Here is a 13,197-nt window from a genome sequence, read left to right as displayed (position 1 = left end):
CGAGGCGCCCATGCTGACCACGGTCGAAGCGATCAACGCCCGCTGCTCGACACCGCGGCTCGCGGAACCCGGCCCGACCGGTGCCGAACTGCGGTCCCTGTTCCGTGCGGCGGCCGCCGCACCCGATCACGGCAAGTGCAAGCCATGGCGTTTCGTCGTGGTCCCGCCCGCATATGCCGACGACTTCGGCGAAGTGCTCGAACAGGCTTATGTTCGACGCTGCGCGCTCGCCGGCGACGATGTCGATGCGGAACGTTGCGCACGTGAACGCACCCGCCTGCGCCGCGCGCCGACGTTCGTTGTGGTCGTCTGCCAGCCTCGGACCGACCTGAAGATCCCGCTGCACGAACAACAAGCGGCGGTTGCCGCGGCGACCCAGAACTTGCTCCTGGCAGCCACGTCGATGGGCTACGGATCGATGTGGGCCACCGGTGCCGCGGCCACTGACCCTACAGTGAGGGAAGCGCTGCAACTCGGCCCGAAAGACACCATCGTCGGCTTCGTCTACCTCGGCAGCCTCCCGACGAGCCGGGAACGGCGCGGCCCACGCCGGGATACGGATGTCTCCGCTGTCGTCCGAACCTGGGCACCCGCGCCGAAAGGGCGTCCCGATCCGGCGCCGGCTACGGCTTCGAAAGCGCGGAGTGATCGGAGGATGTCTGGCATCTGATCTGGTCGATGGCCGGGCCGGCAGAGGTGATGGGCTGCTGCGAGACAAGACGAAATCTTACGGGGGCTTGGCACCAGAGGAGTGAGTTGCGGGCCGTGCGGCCGGCTCGATTTCGTACCGCGAGTGTCAGCTGCTTTCTGGGTGGTCGCGGGCGAGGACCCGGGCCCGCGGGCGTTGCCGGGGATCGCCCGGCTCGGGCTGCTGCTGGCCGCGATGCCTGCGGACGTGGTGTTCGGTGCGTTTTTGATCAGCACCGGCCGGGTCGTGGGCAACGGGCCCTTGTCCGCGAACATGTACCAGGCGCTGGCCTTGCCCTGGGTGCCGGACCTCGCCGCGGACCAGCGGGCAGGCGGACTGATCGCGCTGGTGCTCGGCGAGGTCGCGCTCGCGGTCGTGCTGGCGGCGTTGCTCGTGCGCTGGAACCGTGACGGGGGAACGGGTTTCGCCGGGTATGACCGGCTCGCGCGCAGCCTGGGAGAGCGCCGGGAGACTGCCCGGCGTTAGCGCGGGTGGTTCGGCGGCTGCTGTTCGGTGTTCGCCATCCGGGTCAGCATGGCGTTGTAGGCGCGCAGTGCTTCTTCGTCGTCGTCGAGATCGACGGTGGCGTCGAGCGAGCCGGTGTGCTCGGTCAGTGCCGAGCGCCGTGCTGATTCCAGCCAGGTGCCGAGGTCGGTCTTGCCGTTCGAGCCCGACACCCACGCGGCGATCACGACGATGGCGAGCAGGGCCATCAGCAGGTCGCCGCCGACCCACATCATCGCGCCGCCCCAGTGCAGGTCGGTGAGCGCGTCCGGACCCCAGCCCCGGTCCGGGACGACGTAGGCGGCGAACGGCGGATGGACGGTCATCAGCAGGGTGACTCCGACGACGGTGTCGACCACCATGCCGACGAGCAGCGTCACCATCCTTAGCAACGGTGCCAGCCGTCGCCCGGCGGGTTCGGAGCCGACGATCGGGAGCAGGAACAGGTAGCCGCTGCTGAGGTAGAGCAGGATTTCCACGCCGTGCAGGGCCGGATTCGTTGCGGCGCTCTGCTGGAAAGGCGTCAGGTGGGTGCCGGCGACCACGACGGCGTAGTACAGGAACCCGAGCAGCGGATGGGTGAGGACGCGCCCGGCGCGCGAACGGTTGGCCCGGCCCAGAGCGCGGCGGAGGCGCTGCGGCCCGGTTCTGCGCAGCAGTTCCAGCGGGCGGCCGAGCAGGATCAGCGTCGGCACCACCATGATCAGCAGCAGGTGCTGTGCCATGTGGACAGTGAAGAGAGTGGTGCTGTACGCGCCGATCCCGCCGCCGACGGCGAGCGCGCAGACGAGCAGACCGGCGTAAAACGCGGCGGCGTCGCGGATTCTCCAGCTCCGCAGTCGCATGATGCCTGCGGCGTAACAGATCGCGAGCAGGAGGAGCACGAGGGCGGTGGCGACCGGCATGTCCCATTCGGTGAAGGGCGTGTGCCAGGTGAAAGGGGATCGCACGTTCTTGGCCTTCTTCCGCTCCGCCGGGGGCTGCCGGAACTTCATTGTGGCACCGGGTGATACTGGCCGGGACGGTGCCGCCGCGGCGGCACCGATCTGCCGGGAACGCACGGAAGAAGAAGTTGATCCGCAGATGACCGATGTGACGACAGTTCCGGCCGAGCCGGTGGAACTCGCGATCGGCGGGATGACCTGCGCGGCGTGCGCCGCCCGGGTCGAGCGCAAGCTCAACAAGCTCGACGGCGTGACCGCGACGGTGAACTACGCCACCGAACAGGCGGCTGTTTCGCTCGCCGCGCCGGTCGCGGTGCAGCGGCTGATCGCCCAGGTCGAAGGCGCGGGCTACCAGGCAAGGGAAATCGCCCGCGACGACCGGGAGGAGGGGCCGGACCGGGTCCGCGCGCTGTGGCGGCGGCTGGTGGTGGCGCTGCTGGCCGGGGTCCCGCTCGCGGATCTCTCGGTCACCCTCGCTCTGGTGCCGTCGCTGCGGTTTCCTGGCTGGCAATGGGTTCTGCTCGCGCTGACCGTTCCGGTCGTCACCTGGTGCGCCTGGCCGTTCCACGCGAAGGCACTGCGGGCCGCGCGGCACGGCACGGGATCGATGGACACCCTGGTGTCGCTGGGCGTGGTCGCGGCTTCCGGCTGGTCGGTCTACACGATGTTCGGGCAGAGCGCGGACGCGCACGCCGACGGCGTCTGGGGGCTGATCCTGCAACCGGCGGGCTCGATGTACCTCGACGTCGCGGCGGGCGTGACTATTTTCGTGCTCGCCGGGCGGATGTTCGAGGCGCGCGCGAAACACGCCGCGGGCAGCGCGCTGCGGGCGCTGGCGCAGATCGGTGCGCGCGATGTCGTGACGCTGGAAGAAAACGGGGCGGAACGCCGGATTCCGGTCGCTGAACTCCGCGTCGGGGACCGGTTCGTGGTGCGGCCGGGGGACACGGTGGCCACCGACGGCGTTGTGGAAACAGGTGCCTGCGCGATCGATGCCAGCGCGATGACGGGGGAGTCCCAGCCGGTCGAAGTCACCGCCGGGGACGCTGTCGTCGGCGGCACCGTCGCGCTGGGCGGTCGTCTGGTCGTGCGGACTGAGCGAGTGGGCGCGGACACCCAGCTGGCTCAGCTGGTGCGGCTGGTCGAGCGGGCGCAGAGCGCAAAAGCCGACGTGCAGCGGCTGGCCGACCGGATCGCGGCGGTGTTCGTGCCGGTCGTGCTCGCGCTGGCCGCATTGACGTTGGGCGGATGGCTGCTCGGCGGGGCTCCGCTGGAGAAAGCGGTGAGCTGCGCGCTGGCCGTGCTGATCATCGCCTGCCCGTGCGCGCTGGGACTGGCCACGCCGACGGCGTTGCTGGTCGCCTCGGGCCGCGGCGCGCAGCTGGGGGTGTTCATCAAGGGACATCAGGCACTCGAGTCCGCGAAAGCGATCGACACGGTCGTGCTGGACAAAACCGGCACCCTCACTACGGGGACGATGTCGGTGACCGCGCTGGAGGCCGCGGACGGCGTCTCCCGCGCGGAGGTGCTGGCCGCCGCGGCAGCGGTCGAGAACGCCAGCGAGCACGGCGTTGGCCGGGCGATCGTCGAGCTCGCCCGGGAAGAACTCGGCACAGTGGGTGAGGCCGAGGATTTCCGTGCGCTGTCCGGCCTCGGGGTGTCCGGCCGGGTCGACCGGCACGAGGTGCTGGTAGGCAGCGTGCGGCTGGTCCGTACTGAGATCGGCACTGTCCCGCCGGGTTTGGACAGCCGCCGTCAGCAGTGGGAGACCGACGGGCACACCGCAGTAGCGGTGGCGATCGACGGCCGGGTGTGCGCGGTGTTCGCGCTCGCCGACACCGTGCGGCCGAGCGCCGCCGGGGCGGTGGCGGAACTGCGTGCGCTCGGCCTGCGCACGGTGATGCTCACCGGGGACAACGAATCCACCGCGCGTGCCGTGGCCGCCGAGGTCGGAATCGACGAGGTCGTCGCGGAAGTGCTGCCCGCCGACAAAGCCTCGGCGATCGCGCGGTTGCGCGCGGAAGGCCGCGTCGTCGCGATGGTCGGCGACGGAATCAACGACGGCCCCGCGCTGGCCGGAGCGGATCTCGGAATGGCGCTGGTGTCGGGAACGGACGTCGCGGTCGGCGCGTGCGATCTGATCCTCATGCGCACGGATCTCTCGGTCGTCCCGGCGGCGGTCCGGCTCGCCCGCGCGACGCTGCGGACGATCCGGGGCAATTTGCGCTGGGCGTTCGGCTACAACGTCGCTGCGCTCCCGCTCGCCGCGGCGGGGTTGCTCAACCCGCTGATCGCCGGTGCGGCGATGGCGCTGTCGTCGTTGTTCGTGGTGTCCAACAGCCTGCGCCTGCGCCGATTCGAACAGACGGGAGTGTCCACTGTGGAGCAGATCGCACACTCCGCGCAACATTAGTCGGACAGGAAGTCCCGCTGGTTCCCGGGCATTGCCCGGCTGGGTGGGCGAGGACCGGGATGCCATCATCGACGCCGCTGGTGCCCTGCTCCGGGAGAGGACGACGCGGCTATGGCGGCGAAAAAGGCGAACCGCAATCCGGTGACCAAGCGGAAGGGTTTGTCGGCCAATGCCTGGACGACGATCGCGGTCGTGGTCGTAGCGGTGCTGGTCATCGGCGGGGTCCTGCTGTTCAATCGCAAGGACAACCCGGCTCCCCCTCAGGGCACGGTCGCCGCCGAAATCCTGAATCCGCCCGGCAGCAACACTCTGACGACCGCGTCCGGCGGCGCGGTCACCGTCGTCGAGTTCATCGACTACCAGTGCCCGGTGTGCGAGGCGTACTACCAGAACGTCACCAAGAGCATCGAACACGACTACTCCGGGAAAATCACCTTCGTCACCCGGAACTTCCCGCTGCCGATGCACCCGCTCGCGGTGCCCGCGGCCAAGGCCGCCGAGGCGGCGGCGATGCAGGGCAAGTACCGCGAGATGTACGACAAGCTCTACGGCGACTACCCGACCTGGGCACTCGCCGCGGACGGGCAGAACGTCAGCGAGGACACCGCGCGGGCACAGGCCCGGTTCGACGCCTACGCCAAGGAACTCGGCCTCGACCTGGCCAAGTTTCACGCCGACGCCGCGTCACCGGCGGTGCAGAAACGCATCGACCAAGGAAAAGCGGACGGCGGAAAAGCCGGCGTGACCGGCACTCCGACGATCTTCGTGAACGGGACGAAATTCGAGCCCTCCGGAAACACCTACGCCGCGATCGCCCAGCAATTGCGCGGTCAGCTCGACAAGGCGCTCGCGCAGTGAACCGCACCGCTTCGCGCGGGCTGGCGTGGCTGTATTTGGTCGGCGGTGCGCTGGGCCTGGCTGCTTCGATCACGCTCACGCTGGAGAAGCTCGCCCGGCTGGCCGACCCGTCTTACGTGCCGAGCTGTTCAATCAACCCGGTGCTGTCGTGCGGTTCGGTGATGGACAGCGCACAGGCCGCAGTGTTCGGATTCCCCAATCCGCTGCTCGGCGTCGCCGCGTTCCCGGTGGTGGTCACGCTCGGGGTCGCGTTGCTGACCGGCTACGAGCCGCCGCGATGGGTGTGGACGGGCATGCAGGCGGGCGCGCTGCTCGGCGTCGTCTTCGTGCACTGGCTGATCGGGCAGAGCCTCTACCGCATCCACGCGCTGTGCCCGTACTGCATGGTCGTGTGGGTCGTGACGATCGCGATTTTCTGGTACACCACGCTGCACACCCTGACTGAAACCCGGCTTGGCAGCGCAGTGCGCCGGGTCCACAGTGGAGTGCTTGCGCTCTGGTACGTCGTGATCGCGGTGCTGATCCTGGTCGAGTTCTGGTCGTACTGGTCGACGCTGCTCTGACCGACAGTTCATGCGGCGTGGCAACGGCATTCGCTCGATCCGCTGTGCTGGCAGCCGCATTCGCACCCGGACGGACAACCGCAGGCAGCGGTGCCGACTGCCCACAGCGGCTGGCCGGAGGGCACGCACCGCAACCGCGAAAGAGGTAACGGGGCTCGACGCGCTGGCATCATAGTGCGATGGGGATCGAGAATTTCGAGCCGGTCGTGTCGGCTGCGCTGCCGGACATTGTCGCGCTCGTGCCCAAAGAGCCCGCTGGTCGCCTTGGCCGGTGGGAGCCGAAGGGGTATTCGCGGCACGGCACGAGGGTCCAAGCGGCACTGGACGAGATCGGCGACGTTCTTGCTGAACGGCTGCTGGGTGCGCTGGAACTGACTGTCGATCAGTTGGCCGTGGACATCCCGCCCGATCTTGTGTCCGGACTGGCTCAATCGACCGTCACGCGGTACGTCACCGGGTGGATGGGCGATGAGCAGAGCGCCACGAAGCAGGCAGTGGCCATCGTCGAACAGGTGCACCCCGGCGCGGCTGATCGCGTGGTAGAGCTGTTCGAAGCGTTGCGGGACAAGGCGGCTGTGCCGGATGCGACCGGTGATGAAGCGGAGATCGCTGCGCAGCACGGTGCCGCGCATTTCGCTCTGGCCGTGATCGTGTCGACCGCGGTGCTGCGCTCGTTGGGCACTGCTGTGGCCGGTGAGGCGCCCGCGATCGTCGGTGTGGCGCTGGGTGCTACGGCGATCGTGTTGCCGACGGTGCCCAAGCCGCTTGGCTACGCGGCGGCGGTGCTGGCGAAGCGGCGCGCTGAATACCTGCTGCCGCAGTCTTCCTCGACGTCGGCGGCGGTAACGGACCACCGGTTCTGGATCACCGAAGGTTCGGTTCCCGCGAATGCCGATTTCTCCGGCAACGGCCTGGTCGCCGCAGTGGAAGACGGAGTGGTGATCCGGACGGGCGTGGCCGAAGGCCACGTGCCGATATCGATGCACGTGCTGACCGGTCCGCCCGAGGAACTCGATCTCGTCGGCTGGGACGAGGTCGTCGAGATCAGTTGGACCGCGTCGGAGGGCGGTGCCGTCTTGTCCGGGATCGAATCCGGATACGGCCGCCGCTGCTGGGAAACGCCGCCGTGGCCGGGCGACTACCGGATCCGCGTGCAGGTGACCGGCCGCGACGATGCCGAAGACTCCTGTCATCTGGTCATGTGGCAGGCGCCGGCCACACCCGAGGTAGTGCACAAGAAGACGGACCGGCTCGGTCATCGGCTGCGTGGGGAACCTGAACCACCTCTGGTGATCGCACCCGACGCCGAGCACCGCTGGATCGAGAAAAGCTCACTCGGCGAAGCCGCCACGATCACCGTTGTGCGCGGCCTCACTCCGGAGGAAGTGATCAGTACCCTCGGCGGCGACCCAGCGGCCCCGGTGTCGATCACGTCGATCGCCGAGCGGCCCGCGTGGCAACGGTTCAGTCTCCCAGGGCACGGGTACGTGCCGCTGCTGGCCGTGCTTGAGGTGGACGACGTGGTGCTGGCCGTCGAGGACAACGGCTTCCAAGGCGCCGACCGTGACAGACTGACCGCGCTGTCGCGCAACGGAAAGGCCGCGAGCCTGTACTGGAACGTCAACGCCAACTTCCAACTCGCCCTGGCCGAGCGCGGACAGTTGTCGTACGCGGGCCATCCGGGTCATGACCCCGGCGCGCCGCACTGTGAAGACCTGGACTTCGACGACTTCCGGCACCGCAACGCGAAGGGCCTGACAGTGATCGCCCGCTTCGCCGGTCGCGGCATCACCGCGGACAACCTGGCCGCGATCTACGCGGCCGACGAGGCCTACGTCCTGCGGGGATAACCGCCGAACCCCGTCACCGACGCCACCGAGCCTGCCCGCGGCTTCTCGAGCGGAAAGGGTTCGGGGTGGTCGATTCCTTCTCGTGTCGCGCATGGGACACCTACCTTTCCTTCAAGCCGATCGACGGCATCAGGAAAGGCCGACTCGACGCCGCCGATCTGGAGGCAGCACGCGTCTTCGCCGAAAGCCTGCGATCTCGGGCCGGCACCACGTCCTGACCGCGTACCGAGCAGTCGGGCGGCAGTTCCGCTTCGGGTGTTCAGCGTTGTTGTCGCGGTTGGATGCGCCGCCGCGCGCTTCACATCGGGGACTTGGAAACGTTGTACGTACAACGATTTCTGACAGTCTACTCAGGACCGAGGAGGGTGTTGCGCGGCCGAGGGCGTCGGGCGAGCCGGTTGATCAAGCCGACGGCGGACGGTTCTCGCTGTCCGGCAGGGGACCGTGTAGTTACGGCGCGGCACTGCGGCCTGGTCCCGTCGACACTTTCCGAGCACGGGACGCGTGACTCGCTATTGGCTGGCATCGACGGGTCCGAGAATCTCAATGACGTCGCGGTGGTCGATGCGAGCGGCACGTTAGTGCGGCGCGCGCGGATACCGGAGACGCCCGAGGGAGTGGAAGAGCTGCTGCAGCTTCTGCACGGGCTGAGTACCAGCCACCGTCACAGCCGCCGCGCGGTCCCGGTCGCGATCGAGACCACCGTCAGCCTGCTGGTGGAGAAACTCTGGTCCGTGCGGCAACCGGTGCACGTGATCCATCCGGTCTTCGGACTGAGCAGGCACGTCACCTGCACGAGCGGGAGCGCCTGCTCGAACTTCGCGGGCAACTCGGCCACCACGCGGATTCCGCCGAGACGCCCGGCCAGCCACGACACGACCAGCGCCTCGGCATCGATCACCCGGTCGGCGGTCTTGGCCGTGCTCTTACGCGACGCGACTGATGTCTTGGCCGGTTCGTCGCCCGGCTGGTCCGCGTAGCGGGCGCGGCCCTCATTGACCATGATCGCTGCTTCGGCGTCGCCGACGTCGACGGTCTTGCCGACCTGCGTGTCGTCGCGGTGGAACGCGACAATCACCTTGGCCATGAGCCTCCTTATTCCACAATACCCTTTTGCCTTGTATGCCCGTATTGATGTCATGAGATCTTAGCGGCGAATTTGACCGATTCCGGAACTTGCGGCGAAATAAAGCCGCTCTTCCCAGTAATCTTGTCCATCAGCGGCTTCACTCGAACGGATCATGCTTTCCCTGATGTGCTCGGTTAGCGTTCGAGGAACGGAGGCCAAAGTCGTCGCGTGTGTCGACAGCCCGAGGGGGGGACTGTGGATCCGAGCGCTGTTCGTTCGCTCCCTGCGGCAGCGCTTCGCGATGCGCCGCGCCTGGATTGCCTTCAGGAAACTACGGACCTCGTACCGCTGACGTGGCGATTGGCAGCACGTTCCAGCGACGGCCGGACACTGGTCTTCCTGGTGAACCTGGGAGAACAGAAAGTCGAAAAGGTCGTCGGCGCCCGCGTGGCCGAGACCGCCGCATCGGTATCCGTGATCATCTACGGGAAATTGTATGGATCGACCATGGATCACGCTGCCCATTCGCTGATCGGACAGTTCATGGTTGATCTCGAATCGCCGATCGGCGGACGCGGCGTATCTGGCTCTCCTGAAAAGTAGGGAACTGCTGCACGAGGGGAATAATGAAACGGCGAAGATTCATCCCTGTCCTCAGTGCTGTCCTAACGATCGCCGGGTTGACGGCATCGTATTCGACCGCAAACGCCAGTGATAATGCAACCGTCTCCTATACTGCCCAAGGGATCCAGGACTCAATCGTCCACAATCCGGACGATTACGCAGGCGTTTACTGCACGCGCGACACCAACACTCTTCACGTGACAGTGACACGTGAGGCGTTGTCAAAAATCTCCGCGCTCTACAGCCGTGTTCGATCCGTGAAATTTCAGGACGCCGCATCGCCTGCGCAGCCTGCTGCCGCGGTCAAGATCGAACCGGTGCGCTACAGCCGGTCCGACCTTGCCCGGGCCATGGCCTCTGTCCGCTCGGCCGAGCCGTGGGCTACGGTCACCCGCGACACCCTCGCAACATGGGGCATCGACTCGGCTGCAGACAAAGTCCAGATCGGCCTCACGAAGATCACGGTCGAGACCAGGGACGCTGCCGCTAAAGCATTCGGCGACAAGGTCGAACTGGTCCAGTAGGCACGCGACTCCTCGGCCATCAAGCTCACTCGCGTTCCGAGCAAGCCGCAGACGATTCACGCGGCAGGGAAACCGAAACCCGGGAAGACCGTTTCCGGGGACAGCGCCGCCGTCGCGGCAACGGCCGGGCCGCCGCTTTTGGATTCCGAGCCCTATATCGGAGGCGACCGGATTTGGCGGGAGGTGGACCCGGGCGGGCAGCAGTTCATCGAGGAATGCACTGTGGCCGGCGTCTGGGACACGGGTGCCCAGGCCATGGCGTCGGCTGGCCATTGCCAAAGCCTCAACCACTCGTGGCAGCAGGGTTACTACGACGTAGACGCGAACAAGTTGTACTACACCGGCGGAATGGGAACCGTCTTCGTGAATGCCTTCACCGAGGGCGGTTCCGACTCGCAACTGCTTGACGCCGGAAACTATCAGAAAGACGTGTGGTCCACCACCTCCGGCACTCTTCACGGAGAGCCCGTCGGCGGGGTCGCGAATGCAATCCAAGGCCGGCAAGTATGCCTCGGCGGATCCTTCTCCGGAACTCAGTGCTCCGGCGTGGTGGCGATCGCGGACCAGTGCTCCAACGTCGAGGGACCGAACCCGGACACCGTGGGTTCGCTTGGATGTGGACGCGTCGTTTCGATAGGCGGGTTCGTGGGCTTGTTTGAGTTGCTTGAGAATACCCCCGAGGGCGCATGGCAAAAAATTTCCAGCCGTCCAGTATTCCCGTGTGGAGAAATCGCCTGTCCTGCACTGTAGGTTGGCGGGTCGCCTGGCGGTCGCATGCGCGTGGCGGTGAGTGTGAACAGTTTCGTGTGAACCGATACAGGCCAGCGGTGGGCGAGCTGCAGTCCGGGGTGTCCCGCGCCATTAGACCGTCGGCCTGTTCGACGGTTGCGATCATGGTCGCAGTCGGCCTGAGTCCTTCGCGCACCAGGGCGTCGGGTCGAATCCGGCGATGCCGTGTAGGTCGGTGCAGGCGTCCATGGCGGACGACTCGATCTCGGCGACCAGCTGCGCGCTTGAAGGCGTCGATCCCACCTAGGTCAAGCAGTTGGATGACCGCCGCCGACAGAGCCTCCTGCGTCCGCTCATCCCACGTCCGGACGTGGCCCCCATGTGGTCCCCAAGCGTGCTAGACGATCCGACTGAAGGCTTGTCCATGCTTAAGACAAAAAAGCCGCCCGACCTGGGCTTTCACCCAAGTCAAGCGGCTCTCTCGTCCGGTCGGGCTGACAGGATTTGAACCTGCGACCCCTTGACCCCCAGTCAAGTGCGCTACCAAACTGCGCCACAGCCCGGACTCCTCACTCCCCGAGGAACCCCTCGTGAAGTGCGATGCGACTACTCTAGCGGGTCCTCCAACGGCCCCTGCAACGAGGTCTCCTTTACCTTCTGACCTGCGCAAACCAACAGATCAGGGTCAACAGCGCCGCGGCGGGGACAGCACCGCCGTGATCAACCGACGCCCGCATGCAAAACAGCCCCGGTCCCACGCGAGGGACCGGGGCTGGACAGCAAACCCCGTCAGCGGCCGGTGAACCGAGCCTTCCCGGGACCCTCGGCAAGGAACGACTTCACCGCACTCCGCAAGTCCTCGGTGTTGTACAGGTCCGCCGCGATGGCCGTCACGTGCGCGTTCGCCTCCGGGACCCCGCCGTGTTCGAAGTGCTCCAGGATCCGCTTCGTAGCGGCATGCGCCTGGGTAGGTCCCTCGGCGAGCTGGCGGGTGAATTCCCGGGCAGCGGCGTCGAAACCCTCGTCCGGCAGCACTCGGTTGACGACGTTCCACCGCTCCAGTGTGGCCGCGTCAAAGGGAGAGCCGGTGAAGACGAACTCCTTCGCGCGGGCGACCCCGGCCCGGGCGGCGAGGCGTTGGGTGCCGCCCATTGTGGGGGTCAGTCCGACGACCTTTTCGACCAAGCCGAACTTCGCGCGGGAGGAAGCCAGCAGCAGATCGCAGGCCATCGCGACCTCGAAAGCCCACGTCAGGCACAGGCCGTGGGCGGCGAACACCGTCGGGAACGGCAGTGCGGCGAGGCGGTCGGGCACGGTCAGCAACTCGTCGAAGAGAACCTTGGCTTCTTCGGCGGAGGACTGCGCGTCGAAGAGAGCCACATCGACACCGCCGCTCACGACGCGGCCTTCGGCGCGGATCAGGAGGGCTCGGGCGGGGGTTTCCTCCAGTGAGCCGATCGCGTCGAGAAGCGCGTCCTGGAGCGGCTTCGTGTACAGGTTGAGCGGCGGCTCGTCGATGGTGAGCACGGCGAGCCCGCCGTCGCGTTCCAGTTTTGTCATGCTTGGTCCTCGTTCGCGGTGAGTTGGTCCCAGTACGCCTGTGCGGCCGGCCGCCATTCCACGTGTTTGCGGTGGAACAGTTCGGCCGCCTTGGCTCCGCTCCAGCTCGCGGGCAGCAGCTCCGCGGGCAGTTGCGGGTCGAGGAACGGGAAACGCCGCCACTCGTGCACGAGTTCGGTCTGCGCGCGCAGCACCGCTTGCGCGCCGGACGGCGAGACGCCGGTGAAGCGGTCGATGAAGTCCTCGTACCGGTCGGTCAGCTCGGACAGGTCCCACGACCGCGCGACCATGCTTTCCTGGTCGCCGATCGCGCCGTACTCCGCGGTGAAGGACATCGCCTGCGCTTCGAGGCCCAGTTCGGCGACGATCTTCTGCGCCTCGGGCTCGCGGCTGGGATCGGGGCTCACCCAGACGCCCGCTACCGGCGAACCGAAGCCGGCCCAGGTGAGCCGCGTGCGGAGGCGGTGCCGCAGGTCGCGTTTCGCCTCCGGCACCGAGACGATCAGCATCAGCCAGCGGTTCTCCCAGGCGCGCGCGTCGCGGCCGAAGGCGTATATGCGTTCGGCGCCTTCGGTGAGCAGCCGGCGCCCCGGCGGGGTCAGCGACCACCGGACGCGGCGGCCGATGCGCTCCGACACCAGCCAGCCCTCGCCCGCGGACCGGGCGAGCGCCTGCCGCGCGGACTTCTCCTCGATGTCGAGCATGCCGAGGGATTCGACCAGCATCGACGTCCACACCGGACGGTCGCGGGGCAGCACGTACTCGCCCAGCACGGTCATCAGCAGCGACCGCGCGCTCGCGTGGCTCACCTCGCGCCGTCTGCTGACGGTCGGCCGGGGAGCCCGCTGCTTCCCCCGTCCGAACGGGACCG

General features: G+C 67.4%; 14 protein-coding genes and 1 tRNA gene. 10 read left to right on the top strand and 5 right to left on the bottom strand.

The window, feature by feature from the left end; genetic code table 11:
- The first annotated feature begins 10 nt into the window (after positions 1-10).
- Together L3Q65_RS15255 and L3Q65_RS15250 are read left to right on the top strand one after the other, a co-directional pair.
- Positions 11-670 (top strand): nitroreductase, encoded by a 660-nt coding sequence (locus L3Q65_RS15255; protein ID WP_237600046.1) that lies wholly within the window; start codon positions 11-13, stop codon positions 668-670.
- 123 nt (positions 671-793) lie between these two features.
- Positions 794-1,174 carry a cytochrome c oxidase assembly protein gene (locus L3Q65_RS15250; RefSeq protein WP_182889007.1) on the top strand — a complete coding sequence of 127 codons (381 nt, stop codon included), beginning with the start codon at positions 794-796 and terminating at the stop codon, positions 1,172-1,174.
- Here L3Q65_RS15250 and L3Q65_RS15245 read toward each other — a convergent pair.
- A complete protein-coding gene (locus L3Q65_RS15245; protein WP_237600045.1) occupies positions 1,171-2,142 on the bottom strand; it encodes a cytochrome c oxidase assembly protein in 972 nt (323 codons plus the stop codon). The two genes, L3Q65_RS15250 and L3Q65_RS15245, sit on opposite strands and share 4 nt — an antisense overlap.
- 133 nt (positions 2,143-2,275) lie before the next feature.
- Between L3Q65_RS15245 and L3Q65_RS15240 the strand changes: the two genes are divergently transcribed.
- The 5 genes from L3Q65_RS15240 (at position 2,276) to L3Q65_RS15220 (ending at position 8,038) form a co-directional block, all read left to right on the top strand.
- Positions 2,276-4,549, top strand: a complete 2,274-nt coding sequence (locus tag L3Q65_RS15240) for a cation-translocating P-type ATPase (RefSeq protein WP_237600044.1) — start codon at positions 2,276-2,278, stop codon at positions 4,547-4,549.
- Positions 4,550-4,660: 111 nt separating this feature from the next.
- Positions 4,661-5,407, top strand: coding sequence for a thioredoxin domain-containing protein (locus L3Q65_RS15235; protein WP_237600043.1), 747 nt, complete (start codon positions 4,661-4,663; stop codon positions 5,405-5,407).
- Entirely contained in the window at positions 5,404-5,970 is a 567-nt protein-coding gene (locus tag L3Q65_RS15230; RefSeq protein WP_237600042.1) for a vitamin K epoxide reductase family protein, read from the top strand. Before L3Q65_RS15235 ends, L3Q65_RS15230 begins: the two co-directional genes overlap by 4 nt.
- A gap of 179 nt (positions 5,971-6,149) precedes the next feature.
- The gene (locus tag L3Q65_RS15225) at positions 6,150-7,820 is read left to right on the top strand and encodes a DUF6461 domain-containing protein (RefSeq protein ID WP_237600041.1); all 1,671 of its coding nucleotides are present in this window, start codon (positions 6,150-6,152) and stop codon (positions 7,818-7,820) included.
- Positions 7,821-7,885: 65 nt separating this feature from the next.
- The gene (locus L3Q65_RS15220; RefSeq protein WP_237600040.1) at positions 7,886-8,038 is read left to right on the top strand and encodes a hypothetical protein; all 153 of its coding nucleotides are present in this window, start codon (positions 7,886-7,888) and stop codon (positions 8,036-8,038) included.
- Between the two features lie 446 nt (positions 8,039-8,484).
- Here the strand turns inward: L3Q65_RS15220 and L3Q65_RS15215 are convergent, their stop codons facing one another.
- Positions 8,485-8,907: a hypothetical protein gene (locus L3Q65_RS15215; protein ID WP_237600039.1), complete on the bottom strand. Its 423-nt coding sequence runs from the start codon at positions 8,905-8,907 to the stop codon at positions 8,485-8,487.
- Between the two features lie 237 nt (positions 8,908-9,144).
- On the opposite strand from L3Q65_RS15215, the gene L3Q65_RS15210 reads away from it, so the two are divergent.
- The 3 genes from L3Q65_RS15210 (at position 9,145) to L3Q65_RS15200 (ending at position 10,787) form a co-directional block, all read left to right on the top strand.
- Positions 9,145-9,492: a hypothetical protein gene (locus L3Q65_RS15210; RefSeq protein ID WP_182889014.1), complete on the top strand. Its 348-nt coding sequence runs from the start codon at positions 9,145-9,147 to the stop codon at positions 9,490-9,492.
- Between the two features lie 77 nt (positions 9,493-9,569).
- On the top strand, positions 9,570-10,037 hold the full coding sequence (locus L3Q65_RS15205) for a hypothetical protein (protein ID WP_237600038.1): 468 nt from the start codon (positions 9,570-9,572) through the stop codon (positions 10,035-10,037).
- A gap of 222 nt (positions 10,038-10,259) precedes the next feature.
- Positions 10,260-10,787, top strand: a complete 528-nt coding sequence (locus L3Q65_RS15200; RefSeq protein ID WP_182889016.1) for a hypothetical protein — start codon at positions 10,260-10,262, stop codon at positions 10,785-10,787.
- Positions 10,788-11,255: 468 nt separating this feature from the next.
- On the opposite strand, the gene L3Q65_RS15195 is transcribed toward L3Q65_RS15200, so the two are convergent.
- The 3 genes from L3Q65_RS15195 to L3Q65_RS15185 form a co-directional block, all read right to left on the bottom strand.
- Positions 11,256-11,329: transfer RNA gene (locus tag L3Q65_RS15195), tRNA-Pro, on the bottom strand.
- Between the two features lie 226 nt (positions 11,330-11,555).
- Positions 11,556-12,326 (bottom strand): enoyl-CoA hydratase/isomerase family protein, encoded by a 771-nt coding sequence (locus L3Q65_RS15190; protein WP_237600037.1) that lies wholly within the window; start codon positions 12,324-12,326, stop codon positions 11,556-11,558.
- A complete protein-coding gene (locus tag L3Q65_RS15185) occupies positions 12,323-13,105 on the bottom strand; it encodes a PaaX family transcriptional regulator C-terminal domain-containing protein (RefSeq protein WP_237600894.1) in 783 nt (260 codons plus the stop codon). The genes L3Q65_RS15190 and L3Q65_RS15185 overlap by 4 nt, the downstream gene beginning before the upstream one ends.
- Positions 13,106-13,197 lie beyond the last annotated feature (92 nt).

Origin of the sequence: Amycolatopsis sp. FU40, assembly GCF_021903635.1 — a bacterium.
GTDB lineage: Bacteria > Actinomycetota > Actinomycetes > Mycobacteriales > Pseudonocardiaceae > Amycolatopsis > Amycolatopsis dendrobii.
This window is presented reverse-complemented; position numbering and strand designations above follow the sequence as displayed.